The sequence below is a fragment of the Streptomyces sp. R33 genome (assembly GCF_041200175.1).
Classification (GTDB): domain Bacteria; phylum Actinomycetota; class Actinomycetes; order Streptomycetales; family Streptomycetaceae; genus Streptomyces; species Streptomyces katrae_B.
Window position 1 is genome coordinate 1,350,388 of record NZ_CP165727.1, and the last position, 15,448, is coordinate 1,365,835.

A 15,448-nucleotide genomic window follows, 5' to 3' on the forward strand; every position below is an offset into this window, starting at 1 on the left:
GCGTCACACCGTCCTCGCGGACCGACGGTACGAGAGCACCGCGTACGAGCCGAACAGCAGGGCCCATACGGCGAGCACGGCGACCGCGGCCGGGCCGGGGGCCGCCCCGGCGGCGAGGGACTGTCCGATCTCGGCGAACCGGCGCGTCGGGGTGAAGCCGGACAGGGAGCTCAGCCAGTCCGGGAACAGCTCGACCGGGAACCAGAGTCCGCCGACGACGGAGAGCGCGAGGCTGCACCCCACGTTGACCACACCGGTCGTCTGGGCGGTGAGCCGGTAGCCGTTGCCGATGCCGAGCAGGGTGAAGGGGAGCGCACCGAGCCACAGGACGAGGGTGACGGCGGCCCACTGCCAGGCCTCGAGCCGGACTCCGTTGACGAACGCCCCGGCCGCGAGCACGGCGGCGAGGGCCGGCAGCACGATCACCGAGCCGGTCAGGGCCCGGCCGGCCACCACCTGGCGTGGGGTCATCGGGGTGACCCGCAGCTGGCGCAGCCAGCCGATGCCCTTGTCCTCGGCGACGCCGTTCCCGGTCGACAGGGCCGCGCCCAGGGCCCCGTAGGCGGCCATGGCCACCATGGAGGCCGTCTTCCACTCGCCGGCGCCGCCGTCGGTGCCGAGGTTGGTGAAGAGCAGGTACATCAGCACCGGCATGCCGATGCCGAAGACGACGAAGCCGGTGTCGCGCAGGGTACGGCGGACTTCCAGGCGGACGTAGGCGGTGATCATCGGGCGCTCCCGGCAGCAGCGGTGTGGAGGTGCGTGGGGGTGTGGGTGTGGGTCTCGGTGAGGGCGAGGAAGGCGTCGTCGAGCGAGGGCGCGGTGACCTCGATCCCGCGGACTGCGCCGAGGGCGGCGAGGGCGACGACCGTGGCGTCCGGGTCCTCCGTACGCAGCCGCGCACGGTCTGCCCGTACCTCTACGGAGACCACCCCGGGCAGTTCGCCGAGGCCCTCGGTGGGGCGTCCGGCCAGGTCGACGCAGACCAGTGACCGGCCGGCGGCGCGGCGCAGCTGCTCGCCCGTGCCGTCGGCGACGATCCGGCCGCCGTCGAGGACCACGATCCGGTCGGCGTGGGCGTCGGCCTCCTCCAGGTAGTGCGTGGAGAACAGGACGGTGTTGCCGCGCCGGGCATAACTGCGCATGGACTCCCAGAAGGCGCGGCGCGCTTCCACGTCGAGGGCGGCGGTCGGCTCGTCGAGCACGATCAGCTCCGGGTTGCCGGCGAGGGCGACGGCGAAGCGGACGCGCTGGGCCTGGCCGCCGGAGAGCCGGTCGATGCGCCGGCCGGCGAGTTCCGTGAGCCCGGCGAGCTCCAGGGCCTCGGCCACGGGAAGGGGGGCCGGGTAGGTCCGCGCGACGAAGCCGATGAGCTCGCGCACGGTGATCCGCGGTACGGCGCGCCCCTCCTGGAGCATCGCGCCCACCCGGCCGCCCTGCACCGCCTGCGCGGGGGTCTGTCCGAAGAGCCGGACGCTGCCGGCGTCGGGCTCGTTCAGGCCGAGCAGCAGGCTGATGGCGGTGGACTTCCCGGCGCCGTTGCGGCCGAGCAGGGCGACCGTCTCGCCGCGCCGGACGTCGAGGTCGATGCCCGCCACGGCGTGGACGGTGCCGAAGGACTTGGCGGCGTGCCGGAAGCGGATCGCCGGCTCGGCGTTCGGCGGCTTCGCGGTCCGTGTCGGCCGCGTCGGCCGTGGGGTGGGCGTCGTCTGCGTCATGCCCCTCACGCTAGGGACCGGGCGGGGTCCCCCGGCAGATGCGCATGTACGCACCCCACCAGTACAAATGTCCCGACGGGATGACCGCGGACCCCCTAGGCGACGCCCGGCCGGAGACGGGACCGGCCGGCCCGGGCGCGCATCAGGGTGCGGACGGGGGCCACCAGGCCGTAGCCGACGTCCTTGCGCAGGGACCCGACACCGGCCCGTTCCACCGCGGTCAGCTGGTGCCCCATGAGTTCGGTCATGGTGGCGATCACCGGGCGCAGGCCCGGCTCGACCAGGTCGAGGATGCCGTCGGTGGCGTCCAGGGCGGCCCTGGCGAGCCGGGTTTCGGCGGCGAGGAGTGCGCGTACGGCCGGGGTGTCGCGGGCCTGTTCGAGGTCGGCCCGGGTGACGGAGTGCTCGGCGAGGCGGGCCCGCGGGAGGCAGAGCCGGCCCTCCGCGAGGTCTCCGGCGAGGTCGGCGAGGAAGTCGACCCGCTGGGCGGCGTCGACGAACCGCCGCCACGCGGCGGCCTGTTCCTCGTCGGGGCCACCCTGGTACTGGAGTCCGGTGAAGACCAGCACCCCGGGCCAGGCGTAGGCGTCGAGGTAGGCCTGGAAGTCCTCGTCGGTCTCGAAGCCGTCGAAGCAGGCCTCGGCGGTGGCGGCGCCCGCCAGGAACCGCGAGACCCAGTGCTCGGGCAGGCCGCGGGACGCGACGGCGTGGGCGTACGCGCGCAGCAGCGGGTCGCGGCTGTCGCCGGTCTTCAGGGCCGCCTCCACCTGCCCGGCGAGCGCGGCCAGACCGGCGGATCGTTCCTGCGGGGTGCCGGTCTCCGCCACGTCGTCGACGAGGTTCATGAAGCCCACCCCCGCCGCCAGCCAGGGCACCAGCGGCGGCGCGGCGAGCAGGCGCAGCGTCAGGTACGGGGCCGGTTCGCGGCGCAGGACCCGGCGGGCGACGTAGGTGTAGTCGTCGCGCAGCCGGGGGTCCTGGATTCCGGCCGCCGTCAGGGTGGTGCGCCAACTGGGCATGGTGGTCGTACTCCTCGAACCGTGAAGGGCCGTACGCAAGTGCGGCATGCGTACGGGTACACGATGTCAGGAGCGGTAGACCTTCTTCACGTTGCCCTGGGTGTCGGCGTAGACGTAGCCGCCCTGCCCGTACTCGTCGCTGAGGTAGGGCCGCATGGACGGGCTCTGGTCGAAGAGCCAGGGCTCGACGATGACGTAGCGGGAGGTCGGGTTGGCCACGCCGAGCTCCTGCTTGGCCCGGTCGAGGAGGCCGGGCAGCGCGTCCCAGTTGACGGCCGCCATGTCGATCAGCGGCTCGTCCGGCTTGACGGTGCCGCCGGGGCCGGTGCGCTTCGCCTCGCCGTCCCGGTACTGGTAGCGGTCGTAGGTCTTGGCTCCCGGGCCGGTGGGGACGGAGGCGAGCACGTACTCCTCGTAGACCGTCATCTCCACGAACTCGGTCGTGCCGGACTTCTGCTTGAGCGCCTCGAGCGCGGTGCGCACGTTGGCGGGGGTGAGCAGGCTGCCCTTGGGGGCGGCGACCGGGCTGCCGACCGGCTTGGGGAGGCTCGCCTTGGGGCTGGCGGCGGTGGAGGGGCCCGTACTGGCGACGGTGTCACCGCCCTTCGCGGAGCCGCTGCCGCCTTCGCCGTCGGGGAGCCACTTGACGAGCCCGATCACGCCGCCTGCCAGGACCAGTGCGAGGAGGCCGCCGAGCAGTACCGGGCGGCGGCGCGGGGCGTGTGCCGCCGGGACGGGCGCGGTGACCGAGTACGGGGACCCGCCCCCGGGGGTGAAGGGCGCCGCCGGCGCATAGGGCTGCGGGATCTGCGGCTGCACGGGCCGGGTCTGGCCGGTGCCGATCCCCGGCTGCGGGCTCGGCGGCCCGAACTGGCCCAGAGCCGTGGGCGAAGCGGTCGGCGGGGCACCGCCGGCGAGAGCAGTGCTGGCGTCCCGGAGCAGTTGTTCCAGCTGCGCCGCGTCGGGCCGTACGGACAGGTCCCGTACGAGGAGCCGTTCCAGTACGGGCCCCAGCGGGCCGGAGCGCACCGGAGCCGGGATCGGCTCGTCGAGCACGGCGACGACCGTGGCCAGGGTGGTGGCCCGGCGCAGCGGGTGGGTCCCCTCCGCGGCGACGTAGAGCAGCATGCCGAGCGACCACAGGTCGGAGGCGGCCAGGCCCTCCTCGCCGCGGGCCCGCTCCGGGGCGATGTACTCCGGCGAGCCGATGAGCACGCCCGTGGAGGTGAGGGCGGTCGAACCGTGCAGGGCCGCGATGCCGAAGTCGGTCAGCACGGCCGAGCCGTCGGGGCGCAGCAGCACGTTGGCCGGCTTCACATCGCGGTGGAGCACCCCTTCGGCGTGGGCGGCGCGCAGCGCGGACAGCACGTCGAGGCCGAGCCGCAGCACGTCGGCGACGGGCATCGGCCCCGACTCCAGCCTGTCGTGCAGGGAGCCGCCCTTGACCAGCTCCATCACGATCCACGGGTGCCCGTCGGTACCGGCCGCGGGCTCGACGATGTGGTGGATCGTCACCACGTGCGGGTGCGCCAGCCGGGCGAGCGCCCGGGCCTCGCGGATGGCGCGCTCGCGCAGCTGGACGGTGAGTCCGGGCTGGGCGGCGGCGGTCGCCGGGTCCGGCGGGCGCACCTCTTTCAGGGCGACGTCGCGGTGCAGTGCGATGTCGTGGGCGCGCCACACCGTGCCCATACCGCCGGCGCCCAGCGGCGCGATCAGTTCGAAGCGGCCGTCGACCAGCTGTCTGCCGGCCTCACTCATGTCCATGGCCGGTCATCGTAGGGGCAGCCGGTGTCAGCAGCGTCGGCGGTCCACCGTCACCGTGCCCTGGACGGTGGTCAGCGTGCGGTCGTAGCAGCCGCGCCCGGTGTCCGCCCCGTACAGCTGGTAGCGCTCGGAGCTGGTGCCGACCGCGTGCCGCTGCTCGCGCGGGACGTTCGCGGTGTAGGCGGCGTCGCCCGTGTACCGGTCGTCGAGCCGGGTCCGGTCCACGGTCCGGCCGCCACGCAGGGTGGTCGTCTCGGCGCGGTCGCCGAGTGCGATGACGGTGCGCAGCCGGTCCCCGGCGCCGAGGGTGGTCTCGCCGTCCATCGCGTACGTGCGTGCGGTGCGGACGGTGGTGGCGCCGCGGGTGACGCTCTCCTCGTCGGTCCACGTGGCGGTCAGCGCGTCCTGGTTCTCGCCCTCCGTCCAGCGGTGCACGGAGGTGTTGTGGACGGCGCGGGTGACGGTGGTGGTGACCCGGCCGTGGGAGGTGTCGAGCCGGCCGGCGACGGTGAGGCGGTGGCCGCCCTCGGTGTCGAGGCGGTGCTGTGCAGCAGGGGTGCCGGGTGTGGCGGGCGTCCAGCGGGTGGAGTTGGCCGGCTCGCCCTCCTCGTGCCGGGTGAGGGAGCCGGTGACCACCGTGCGCCCTTCGTCCTGCCACAGGAGGAGGTTCACCGGGGTGCTCCAGCCGCTCTGCCCGGCCGGGACGCCGGCGACGGACACCTCGATCCGGTGCGGGCGGCCGTCGTTGAGGAGGGCGGCGTAGGGGGTGAGGTCGTAGACGATCGGCTGGACGTCGAAGGCGCGGGGCGCAGGGGTGACGTACCAGAGGAAGGGGTTCGACCAGCCGCCGGTCCACACGGTCGGGAAGGGGGCCGCGATGCCGGCGAGCTGTCCGTCGACGGAGATCCGGACCTCGCGGTAGGGGCCTTCGGCGGCCTTGCAGGAGTACGGGGCGGCGTCGGGGGTGGTCATGTACCAGTACTCCTCGCAGCCGCCGCCGGAGCCGGTGGCGTACACCTCGGCGAGGAGCCGCTCGGTGTTGCGCGGGGTGGTGACGGAGGGGGTGGTGAGCGGGAGGACGCGGTCGGGGGTGTCGGGGGCGGGGGCATGCCGGTCCCCGTCGGCGGCGTAGAAGGTGAGTGTGACCTTGACGTCGATGACGCCGGTGTAGGTCTCGTTGACGACGTTGCCGATCAGCATCTCGACGGGCTGCGGCCGGCTGAGGGTGTCGCGGTAGCGGGTGACGTCCTTCTCGACGGACCAGGTGATGCCGTCGGGCGAGGGCTCGGGGGTGGAGGTGCGCAGGATCTCGATGCCGCCGAGGGAGAGGTGGCCGAGGCGGTCGTACTGACGGCCCTTGACCTTGCCGTCGAGGCGCAGGACGACTTTGGCCCAGGCGCCGCTGCCGCATGCTGCCGGGGGCGTGTAGTTCCCCAGGTAGGGCGTGTAGTCGCGGAACTGGGCCTCGGCGACGGTCACCTCGCAGGACCGGGTCGCGGGGCGGGCGACGGGCGGGGCGGCGGTGAGGGGGTCGTGCCAGTCGGTGCCGAACTCGGGGGGCGGCTCGGCGCCGGCGCCGGGTCGGGGCGCGGCCGAACCGGCTGCCGGGTCCTGCGGGACCGCTTCGGCGGCGCGGGGGGCGCCGCCCGCGCGTGCGGTGGTGTCGGCCGCTGCCGCGGGTCCCGCGGCGGCGGCCAGGGTGCCCGCGGCGAGCGCGAGTGCGCCGAGCAGGCCCATGATCCTGTGTCGTCTCATGGCCCCGCAGTGAATCCCGCCCGACCGGGTGGACACCAGGGCTCCTGCCCCGCCCCTGGCCGAATCTCGCCCCTGGCTACGGGTTGCGCGCGGTTACACGGTGCGCAGGACGACCGTGCCGTCGTCGTCCGCGTGGACCGTGTCCCCCGGGCGGAACGTGGCTTCGCCGATCGTGACCGGCTCGTCCACCGTGCCCGCGCCCGTCTTGCCGCTCTTGCGGGGGACCGTGCCCAGTGCCTTGATGCCGAGGTCGAGTCCGCCCAGGGCCACGCTGTCGCGGACCGCGCCGTTGACGATCAGGCCCGCCCAGCCGTTGCGCTGCGCGGCTGCGGCGATGAGGTCGCCGGTGAGGGCCGTGCGCAGGGATCCGCCGCCGTCCACGACGAGGACCGCGCCCTCGCCCGGGGTGTTGACCAGTTCGCGCAGCAGCGCGTTGTCCTCGTGACAGGTGACGGTCCGCACCGGGCCCGCGAAGAGCCGGCGCCCGCCGAACTGGCGGAACGGCGTGGTGCAGATGGCGAGGCCCTCGCCGTACTCGTCGTACAGGTCGCTCGTGGGGACGGGCGTGATGGGAGTGTCGGGAGTGACGCTCATATGACTCGGGGCTCCTCGCAGCTCGTACGTCGCGCCGTGCGGCCCCAGCCTAAGCAGTGCTCCCGGCGCCACTCAGTCGCGGGAGTTGCCGAACAGGATCCGGTAGCCGATCAGCAGGACCAGCGAGCCCGCGATCGCGGAGCCCCAGGTGGCAGGGTCGTAGAACTCGTTGGCGATCGGCTTGTCCAGGAACTTCGCGGAGAGCCAGCCGCCGACGAAGGCTCCGGCGATGCCGATGAGGGTGGTCCCGATCAGGCCGCCGGGGTCGCGGCCGGGCAGCAGGACCTTGGCTATGAAGCCGGCCAGCAGTCCCAGGACGATCCAGCTCACGATCCCCATGTGTGTTCACTCCGCTTCGTCGTGCATGCGTGTTCGCGTTCACGGGGGAGGACGCGAACACCGGCGAAACGGTTCTCAGCTGCGGCGGGTCCGTACGAGCGCGACCCCGGCGGCCGCTGCCGCCGACGCCACCGCGGCGGTCGCGAGCCCTGCGCGGGGCCCTCTTCCGAGCACCGCCCGGGTGGACCGGAAGGAGAGCACGGAGCGGCTCGACAGCGCGCTGAGCACGGAGCCCGAGCTCAGCCAGGACCCCGCGGAACCGATCGAGAGCGCGGAGCCCACGGACCCGACCGACAGCACGCTGCCGGCGGAGCCGATGCAGAGCACCGAGCCGACCGAACCGATGGACAGCACCGAATTCTTGGACCAGAGCGAGAGGAACGATCCGTCAGCCATACCCGTCATGCTGGCACACGTGTGATCGCCACGGCGGCTGCCGGCGCGGGTGCAGGTGCGGGTGCGGGAACCGGGGCCGCGGTCGGGGCCGTCCGCGTCAGCAGCAGTACCCCGCGCGCGGCCGCGAGCGCGCCGGCGGTGGCGAGCAGGATCCCCATCGCGCCGCCCTGGAGGCGTTCGCCCAGCAGGACCATGCCGATCGCGGCCGCGGCCAGCGGGTTGGCCAGGTTCACGACGGCAAGCGGCGCCCCGAGCCCGCCCCGGTAGGCCCGCTGGGACAGCAGCATCCCGCCGACCGCGAACACCACGACGAGCAGGGCCACGGAGACGACCCGCACGCTGAGCAGGGCCCCGCCGCGGCCGCCCGCGACGGCCACCGTCTGGGTCAGGGCGGAGGCCACGGCGGAGGCCAGCCCGGACGCCGTCGCGTGCCGCAGCCCCGAGCTCACGTCCCGGCGTGCGGTCAGCAGGACGATCGCGATGGCGGTCACCCCGGACACGCCGAGTGCCTCGGCCAGGGTGAGGGTGTCGTCGGGGGCCGGTCCGGAGGCCGGGAGCAGCAGCAGGCCGAGCCCGACGACGGTGGCCAGGGTGCCCCGCCACTCGGTGGCCGCGACCCGGCGGCCGGCTCCGCGGGCCCCGAGCGGGACGGCGGCGACCAGGGTCAGCGCGCCGAGCGGCTGGACCAGGGTGAGCGGGCCGTAGCGAAGGGCGGCCGCGTGCAGCAGCGCGGCGCCCGCGTTCAGCCCGGCCGACCACCACCAGGCCCCGTTGCCGAACAGGGCGCCGGCGCTGCGGGCGACCGCGGCCCGGGCGAGCCGCTCCTGGGCCACGGCGGCGGAGGCGTAGGCCACGGCGGAGGCGAGGCAGAGCGCGACGGCGAGGACGGTGGCGTTCATCGGGCGACCCCCACGGCCTCGGAACCGGCCCCCACGACCTGGGAACCGGCCCCTGCGACCTCGGCCGGGGCCTCCCGGGACGCAGCGTCCGCCCCCGCGGCGTTCCGCGGGCGCGGCAGGTGCCGTACGACGGGCAGCGAGCCGGTACGCGCCTGCGGGCGCGGGACGACCAGCAGCGCGCCGCCGAGCAGCACGGTCGCGACGATCGCGTCGAGCCAGTAGTGGTTGGCGGTGCCGACGACCACGAGCAGCGTCAGCAGCGGGTGCAGCAGCCACAGCACGCGCCGGCGGGAGCGGGTGGCGGCGATCATGCCGAGCGCCAGCATCAGCGCCCACCCGAAGTGCAGCGAGGGCATCGCGGCGAACTGGTTGGCCATGGTGTCGGCGGCGGGCGCGGCACGGTAGACCGAGGGCCCGTAGACCTGCCCGGTGTCCACCAGGTGCGCGGCGCCGAGCATCCGCGGTGGCGCGAGCGGGAAGGCGAGGTGCAGCGCCAGGGCCGCGCCGGTCAGGACGGCGAGTACGCGCCGGGCCCACAGGTAGTGGCCGGGTCTGCGCAGGTACAGCCAGATCAGGAAGGCGGCGGTCGCGGGGAAGTGCACGGCCGCGTAGTACGTGTTCGCGGTGTGCACGAGGGCGTCCCCGTGCAGGAGCAGCCGCTGGACCGCGCCCTCGCCGGGCAGGTGCAGGCTGCGTTCGGCGTCCCAGATCCGGCCGGCGTCGCGGAAGGCCTCGTCGGTGCGGTCCGTGGAGAGCATCCGGCCCGCCTTGTAGACGGCGAACAGACCCGCGACGAGCAGCAGCTCACGTATGAGGCGTCGCCGCTGCCCGGTTGCCGGGCCGTCGGCCGGCCCGCCAGGTGTCGTGTGGGAGCTCATTCCCCCAACTCTCTCTTCCTGTACTCGCGCGCCGCTTGAACGCGGATGGTGCGTCGTGCGGATGGTCACGCGCTGGTGCGCCGGTGTACGGCGGCCGGAGCCGGTCGCGAGCACATCGACACGCCAGTGTATCGATACATTCGCGTATCGATACGCTGGTGTACCGATACGCTCGCGTTCCCGTACACTTTCCTTACGGAACCAACCACCGCGGAACCCCCGAGGAGAGCCGCTCACCATGACGTCGACGCCGCCCGCCGCGCGCCGCTCCAAGATCACCCCGGAGCGGGTGCAGGAGTTCTACGACGCCGTCCTGGAGCAGCTGCGCGAGCACGGATACGAGGCCCTGACCATGGAGGGCGTCGCCGCCCGTGCCTGCTGCGGGAAGTCGACGCTCTACCGGCAGTGGAAGACCAAGCCCCAGCTGGTCGCGGCCGCCCTGCGCGCACACCGGCAGGGCACGCTGGTCGCCGTGGACACCGGCACGCTCGCCGGCGACCTGCGCGAGGCGGCCCGGATCGCGGCCGGCAACTCGGGGCGCGACACCCGCCTCACCCAGGCCCTCGGGCATGCCGTGCTCAGCGACGAGGAGCTGCAGGCGGCTCTGCGCGAGGCGCTGGTCGAGCCGGAGCTCGCCGCGTTCGACGCGATGGTGGCGCGGGCCGTGGCGCGAGGCGAGGTCGCGGCGGACCATCCGGCCCTGGAGTTCCTGCCGGCCCAGCTGATGGGCGTGCTGCGGATCCGGCCGGTGCTGGAGGGGCGGTACGCCGATGCCGACTACCTGGTCCGGTTCGTCGACGGGGCCCTGTTGCCCGCCCTGGGCCTGGCCCCGATCCCCGTCCCGGACGGGAACCGGGCCCCGGCCCCCTGAACCGGTGGGCCGCCGTCGCGATGACCTGACGGCGATCCGCCCGCGCTGCCTCGTGGGGACGGCGGCAGCGCGCCACCCGGACGGGGCGGTGGTCACTCACTCGAGGGAGTGACCACCGCCCGGTCTGTGCGGCCTCACGTCAAAGCCGCACGCCAAAGCCACAGGAGCAACAGGTCCAAGGTCAAAGCCACAGCGTCAACGCCGTCAGGACCGCAGGGCGCCCATGACCCGGGTGAACTCCTCCGGGTCGGCGTCGAAGCCCCGTACGGCGGCGTCCAGCGACCAGACCCCCGAGGCGTCGCGTGTGAACTCCGCGACCGTGGCCGCGGTGGCCGCCGGGACCCCCGCGAAATCGCTCACCGCGAGATCGGTGTAGCCCTCCCGGATCCGGACCCCCGTACCGCCTATGACCGCGAAGGTCTTCGTACGGGCGCCGGGCGGGCCGGCCTCCTGGATGACCACGCCCACCACCACCCGCCCCAGCGCGGGCGCCATCCGGTTCAGTTCGAGGGTCATGACCTCGTCGAACCCGAACCCCTGACCGGTGTGGCTGTCGCGGTTCAGCGTGATGGTGCCGTCGGGCGAACGGCTGCCGAAGTGCACGAGGTGGACCGGCTCCCCGTGGGGGTCCGCGGCACCGTACACCGCCGCGATGATGTCCAGGTCATGGGCGGGCGTGCCCGAGGGGCTCGGATCCCACCGCAGGGCGATCTCCACCTTGGCCAGGCTCTTGCGCACTCCGCTCGTCGTCGACGTGCTCACCGAACTCCCCCTCCGCTCGCCGGTGTTGCCCGGCCATGCTTTCATGCCGCGGCCCTGCCGGTCCGGACGAGCGTACGTTCCCGGCCAGTTTGGGCCGCTTCCCCGAGGACCCGGGCCCGACGTGTACGACCTCCGGCCGCACCGGCGACCGCAGGGCATCCGCCCCGGCCGGGTCGATCACGCTCCGTGACAGATCCGCTCCGGACGCCGCCCGCGCCGGGCCCCGTTTATCCCGTTCGAAGCACAATGCGCCATAGGAACGCCGGTCGCACCGGATCGTTACCTCAAGCTTTGCTCAATTCCAGTGACACCGCGCCCACCGTCTTCCTAGCTTCCTCGTACACGCGTCTTGACGCTTCGTACGTACCCGCGGTTCCACCCGCTGCCGGCGATCCCGCCGGCGGGTCCCGCGTACCCGAGGAAAGAGTGCAGCATGAAGGTTCCCCAGGCCGGTGCTTTGGCCGCAGTGATCGGCCTCGCCCTGACCGCCACAGGCTGCGGCGGTGACAGCGGCCCCAAGGGGAACCTCTCCATCGGCATCAAGTTCGACCAGCCGGGTGTGGGGCTGCGCGAGCAGGGCGGGGTCTTCTCCGGCTTCGACGTGGACGTCTCGACGTACATCGCCAAGGAGCTGGGCTACAAGCCCGAGCAGATCGAGTTCAAGAAGGTCGACAGCTCCGACCGCGAACTGCTGCTCCAGTACAACGAGGTCGAGTTCGTCGCGGCCAGCTACTCGATCAACGACAAGCGCAAGGAGAAGGTCGACTTCGCCGGCCCCTACTTCCTCGCGCACCAGGACCTGCTGGTCCGCGCCGACGACACCACGATCACCAAGGCCGAGGACCTCAACAACAAGAAGCTCTGCTCGGTCACCGGCTCCACCTCGGCGCAGAACGTCAAGGAGAAGCTGGCTCCCAAGGCGAGCCTCCTGGAGCAAGACGGCTACTCGGACTGCGTCATCGCGCTCCAGGACGGCGTGGTCGACGCCATGACCACCGACAACTCCATCCTGGCCGGCTACGCCGCACAGAAGATCAACGCGGGCAAGTTCAAGCTGGTCGGGCTGAGCCTGAGCAACGAGAGCTACGGCATCGGCGTCAAGAAGGGCGACAAGGAGCTCCAGGGCAAGATCAACGCCGCCCTGAAGAAGATGGTCCAGGACGGGTCCTGGGAGGCGGCCGTGAAGAAGAACTTCGGCCCCAACTACAGGAACGAGCCCGCCCCCGTGATCACGACGGGCAGCTGACGATCGCCGACGCGGTGGCCGGATCCGACCAGTCGGAGTCGAAGGCGGCGTTCACCACGTAGAGGCGTCCGCCGTGGACCGCCGCCGTCGTCGGCTCGTCGAAGCGCGGATCGGTGATCTGCTTGACGAACCGGCCCCGGCGGCCGTCCGCGCTGAGCGTGAACACGTCGACGGCGTAGTCCCAGTTGCGGACGACGTACAGCGTGCGCCCCTGCACCACGAGCCCGTCGCCGTTGGCCACCGATCCCCCGTCGAGCGGGACCCTGGCGGCGGCGCCGGTGCGCGGGTCGACACGGAACAGCGCCTTCACGTTGTCGTTGACCACCAGCAGCGCCCGGCCGTCCGGGGTCCGCTCGATGCCGTTGGAGCCCCAGACCTGGCCGCCGGGCGGGGTCGGGGCCCAGTCACCCGTGAGCGCCACGGCACGCGGGGCCCGGCCGGAACCGGAGCCCGAACCGGCGGGCAGGAAGTACAGCACGTCGTTGAAGGAGTCGGTGAACCAGGCTCCCCCGCAGCCGACGACGACGTCGTTGACGAAGGCGGTCCCGGTGGCCGCCTGGTGGGTGGCCAGTACCCGGCCGTCCCCGGCGTGCACGACGCGGATCCGGCCGTCCGCACCGCCGGCGACGAGCAGCCGGCCGTGCCCGTCCAGCTTGAGTCCGACGGACATCGCACCCGGGCCCTGCCCCCCGGTCAGGATCCGCCCGGCCCCGGTGGCGAGGTCCACGCGGTAGATCGCACCGTCGATCAGCGACCCCGTGTAGGCGAGCCCGCCCGGCGAGACGGCGATGCCCTCGGGCTGGAATCCGGGCGGGGTGGGAAGGGTGTCCGGCCGGGACGCGGTGGTCCGGGCCCGGGCGAGCGGTGCGAGCGGCCCCACGAGCGCGGCGCCGCCGAGAGCTGCGGCCGCGCCGAGGAAACTGCGCCGGCCCAAGGGTCCCGTCACGGTGGTGTCCTTTCGACCGCCTTGTGAACAGCGGTGGTTGCAACGCGTCGGTTGACCCTCCCACCTCAGCACACGACAGCCGTCCGGTCCGCCCCGGGCCCGGACCTTTCACAAGGGAATGGGGAGCCTCCCCTTCACCGCCCCTCCGGGTACGTCAGGCCAGCGGCGCCTTGGCGCCGAGCACCTTCAGGAACTCCCGCATCCAGGCCGAGTGGTCGGGCCAGGCGCGCGCCGAGACCAGGGTGCCGTCGACCACGGCTTCGGAGTCCTCGTACGCCGCCCCCGCGGCCTTCATGTCGAGTTCCAGCGCCGGGTACGCGGTCACCCGGCGGCCGTCCAGCCCGCCGCTCGCGGCCGTGATGAGCGGGCCGTGGCAGATCTGGGCGATCGGCTTGTCGGAGCCGGTGAAGGCGGCCAGGATCCGCCGCACCTCGGGATCGTTGCGCAGGTACTCCGGCGCGCGGCCGCCCGGGACGACCACGGCCGCGTACTCCTCGGGAACCACGTCGGCGAACGCCACGTCGGCGGGCCAGGTGTAGCCGGGCTTCTCGGTGTAGGTGTCGAAGCCGTCCTCGAAGTCGTGCACCACGAACCGCAGTTTCTTCACCGACTGCGCCGCGATGTGCACCTCGTACCCCTCCTCGCGCAGGCGCTGGTACGGGTAGAGGACCTCGAGCGACTCCGCCGCGTCGCCGGTCACGATCAGGATCTTCGGTGCCATGGGCTGCTCCCGGTAGGCAGGTTCACGGTGTGCACGTCCGCGCGGCCCCGGCCGGGGCCCCCGCCACCGTGCCCGCAGCGGCGCGTTCTGCCAAGAGGTACTCACCCGTTCGGCCCAGCGGTCACCAGGGGCAGAATCCAGCCTTCCGACACATGGATTTAACCTGAAGGGCACATGACAATGTGAGCCTCGGCTCTGCCACCTGATGCCCCGCCAACTGCCATGGCGGGGGCGGTGCCTGCGAAGAGGTATCCCCCACACCATGAAAATCTCCCCACGCACGCCCTGGGCCGCCGGGCTCGCCGTAGCGGCCCTGGTCCTCATTCCGGCCACTGCGTCGGCCGGCTCGCAGCGGACTGCGGCGCCCCACGCCGACGCGGCCGCCACCACCGCCACCGCAACCTCGGCCGACTCGTACTACGCGGCCGCCGAGGGCAAGACCGGAGCCGCGCTGAAGACCGCGCTCCACGACATCATCAAGAACCAGTCCAAGGTGACCTACGACGGCGTGTGGAACGCGCTGAAGGTGACCGACCAGGACCCGGCGAACCCGAACAACGTCATCCTCGTCTACTCGGGCCGCTCCCAGTCCAAGTCCACCAACGGCGGCGGCGTCAACGACTGGAACCGCGAGCACGTCTGGGCCAAGAGCCACGGCGACTTCGGCACCGCGACCGGCCCGGGCACGGATCTGCACCACCTGCGCCCCGAGGACGTCACGGTCAACAGCACGCGCGGCAACAAGGACTTCGACAACGGCGGCAGCCCGGTCTCGGAGGCCCCCGGCAGCTTCACCGACTCCGACTCCTTCGAGCCGCGCGACGCGGTCAAGGGCGACGTCGCCCGCATGCTGCTCTACATGGCCGTGCGCTACGAGGGCGGCGACGGCTTCGCGGACCTCGAGATGAACGACAAGGTCAACAACGGCACCGCCCCGCTCTTCGGCCGCATCTCCCTGCTGAAGCAGTGGAACCAGCAGGACCCGCCGGACGCCTTCGAGCAGCGCCGCAACCAGGTCATATTCGACACGTTCCAGCACAACCGGAACCCGTTCATCGACCACCCGGAGTGGGTCAACTCCATCTGGTGACCCTGCCGGGAACCCCAGCCCGCAGGCCGCCGCCCGGCCGGGTGGCGGCCTGCGAGGGTTGGGCCGCGCCAGGTCGGGTATTCGCAGGCCAGAGGCTGCGGTGCGCGCCGCCCGGCGACGGCAGCCGATGGAGGTCGTCATGGACGGAGCCGGACTGTCCGACCGCGAGCGGCGCGCGCTCTCCGCGATCGAGGCCGATCTCAAGGGTGACCGCTCCCTCGTCCGGATCCTGCGCTCCGCGCACGCACGCCCGCGTCACCGCACCCTGGCCGCCTGCCTTCTCGGTGCGGTGACGCTGGCCCTGCTGGTCGCGGCCTCGGTCACCGTCTCACTACCGCTGATCTGGGGTTTCGCCGCGGCCTGGACCCTGACCGTGATCCTTGCCCTGCCGCTGCTCGGCCAGTGGATCCGGCGCCGCTGGCAGCGCACGGGCCGCCCGTAGCGGCGCCT

General features: G+C 73.0%; 17 protein-coding genes. 4 read left to right on the forward strand and 13 right to left on the reverse strand.

The window, feature by feature from the left end:
* Nucleotides 1-3 precede the first annotated feature (3 nt).
* The 10 genes from AB5J51_RS06655 to AB5J51_RS06700 all read right to left on the reverse strand — a co-directional run bounded on the left by AB5J51_RS06655 (nt 4) and on the right by AB5J51_RS06700 (nt 9,362).
* A complete protein-coding gene (locus tag AB5J51_RS06655) occupies nt 4-726 on the reverse strand; it encodes an ABC transporter permease (protein ID WP_107093671.1) in 723 nt (240 codons plus the stop codon).
* A complete protein-coding gene (locus AB5J51_RS06660; protein ID WP_369777137.1) occupies nt 726-1,718 on the reverse strand; it encodes an ATP-binding cassette domain-containing protein in 993 nt (330 codons plus the stop codon). Before AB5J51_RS06660 ends, AB5J51_RS06655 begins: the two co-directional genes overlap by 1 nt.
* A 95-nt stretch (nt 1,719-1,813) precedes the next feature.
* Nucleotides 1,814-2,737 carry a squalene/phytoene synthase family protein gene (locus AB5J51_RS06665; protein ID WP_369777138.1) on the reverse strand — a complete coding sequence of 308 codons (924 nt, stop codon included), beginning with the start codon at nt 2,735-2,737 and terminating at the stop codon, nt 1,814-1,816.
* Nucleotides 2,738-2,803: 66 nt separating this feature from the next.
* Nucleotides 2,804-4,501: a protein kinase gene (locus tag AB5J51_RS06670; RefSeq protein ID WP_369777139.1), complete on the reverse strand. Its 1,698-nt coding sequence runs from the start codon at nt 4,499-4,501 to the stop codon at nt 2,804-2,806.
* 27 nt (nt 4,502-4,528) lie between these two features.
* A complete protein-coding gene (locus AB5J51_RS06675; RefSeq protein WP_369777140.1) occupies nt 4,529-6,256 on the reverse strand; it encodes a peptide-N4-asparagine amidase in 1,728 nt (575 codons plus the stop codon).
* A 93-nt stretch (nt 6,257-6,349) separates the two neighbouring features.
* Nucleotides 6,350-6,850 (reverse strand): ribonuclease E activity regulator RraA, encoded by a 501-nt coding sequence (gene rraA, locus AB5J51_RS06680; protein ID WP_136226132.1) that lies wholly within the window; start codon nt 6,848-6,850, stop codon nt 6,350-6,352.
* Between the two features lie 72 nt (nt 6,851-6,922).
* Nucleotides 6,923-7,189, reverse strand: a complete 267-nt coding sequence (locus tag AB5J51_RS06685; RefSeq protein WP_053789855.1) for a GlsB/YeaQ/YmgE family stress response membrane protein — start codon at nt 7,187-7,189, stop codon at nt 6,923-6,925.
* Nucleotides 7,190-7,264: 75 nt separating this feature from the next.
* Nucleotides 7,265-7,585: a hypothetical protein gene (locus tag AB5J51_RS06690; RefSeq protein ID WP_369777141.1), complete on the reverse strand. Its 321-nt coding sequence runs from the start codon at nt 7,583-7,585 to the stop codon at nt 7,265-7,267.
* A gap of 5 nt (nt 7,586-7,590) precedes the next feature.
* The gene (locus tag AB5J51_RS06695) at nt 7,591-8,484 is read right to left on the reverse strand and encodes a hypothetical protein (protein WP_369777142.1); all 894 of its coding nucleotides are present in this window, start codon (nt 8,482-8,484) and stop codon (nt 7,591-7,593) included.
* Complete coding sequence (locus AB5J51_RS06700) at nt 8,481-9,362, reverse strand: phosphatase PAP2 family protein (RefSeq protein ID WP_369777143.1); 882 nt, start codon at nt 9,360-9,362, stop codon at nt 8,481-8,483. The genes AB5J51_RS06695 and AB5J51_RS06700 overlap by 4 nt, the downstream gene beginning before the upstream one ends.
* Before the next feature lie 238 nt (nt 9,363-9,600).
* Between AB5J51_RS06700 and AB5J51_RS06705 the strand changes: the two genes are divergently transcribed.
* Complete coding sequence (locus tag AB5J51_RS06705; protein ID WP_053789852.1) at nt 9,601-10,233, forward strand: TetR/AcrR family transcriptional regulator; 633 nt, start codon at nt 9,601-9,603, stop codon at nt 10,231-10,233.
* Between the two features lie 204 nt (nt 10,234-10,437).
* On the opposite strand, the gene AB5J51_RS06710 is transcribed toward AB5J51_RS06705, so the two are convergent.
* A complete protein-coding gene (locus tag AB5J51_RS06710; protein ID WP_240805489.1) occupies nt 10,438-10,995 on the reverse strand; it encodes a TerD family protein in 558 nt (185 codons plus the stop codon).
* A 433-nt stretch (nt 10,996-11,428) separates the two neighbouring features.
* Here AB5J51_RS06710 and AB5J51_RS06715 point away from each other — a divergent pair, with 433 nt between their 5' ends.
* A complete protein-coding gene (locus AB5J51_RS06715; RefSeq protein WP_053789850.1) occupies nt 11,429-12,241 on the forward strand; it encodes a glutamate ABC transporter substrate-binding protein in 813 nt (270 codons plus the stop codon).
* On the opposite strand, the gene AB5J51_RS06720 is transcribed toward AB5J51_RS06715, so the two are convergent.
* Together AB5J51_RS06720 and AB5J51_RS06725 are read right to left on the reverse strand one after the other, a co-directional pair.
* Nucleotides 12,225-13,187, reverse strand: a complete 963-nt coding sequence (locus AB5J51_RS06720) for an SMP-30/gluconolactonase/LRE family protein (RefSeq protein WP_053789849.1) — start codon at nt 13,185-13,187, stop codon at nt 12,225-12,227. The two genes, AB5J51_RS06715 and AB5J51_RS06720, sit on opposite strands and share 17 nt — an antisense overlap.
* 154 nt (nt 13,188-13,341) lie before the next feature.
* Nucleotides 13,342-13,908, reverse strand: a complete 567-nt coding sequence (locus AB5J51_RS06725; RefSeq protein ID WP_053789848.1) for a DJ-1/PfpI family protein — start codon at nt 13,906-13,908, stop codon at nt 13,342-13,344.
* Between the two features lie 262 nt (nt 13,909-14,170).
* Between AB5J51_RS06725 and AB5J51_RS06730 the strand changes: the two genes are divergently transcribed.
* Nucleotides 14,171-14,998 carry an endonuclease I family protein gene (locus AB5J51_RS06730; RefSeq protein WP_369777144.1) on the forward strand — a complete coding sequence of 276 codons (828 nt, stop codon included), beginning with the start codon at nt 14,171-14,173 and terminating at the stop codon, nt 14,996-14,998.
* A gap of 139 nt (nt 14,999-15,137) precedes the next feature.
* The gene (locus AB5J51_RS06735; RefSeq protein ID WP_053789846.1) at nt 15,138-15,440 is read left to right on the forward strand and encodes a DUF3040 domain-containing protein; all 303 of its coding nucleotides are present in this window, start codon (nt 15,138-15,140) and stop codon (nt 15,438-15,440) included.
* Nucleotides 15,441-15,448 lie beyond the last annotated feature (8 nt).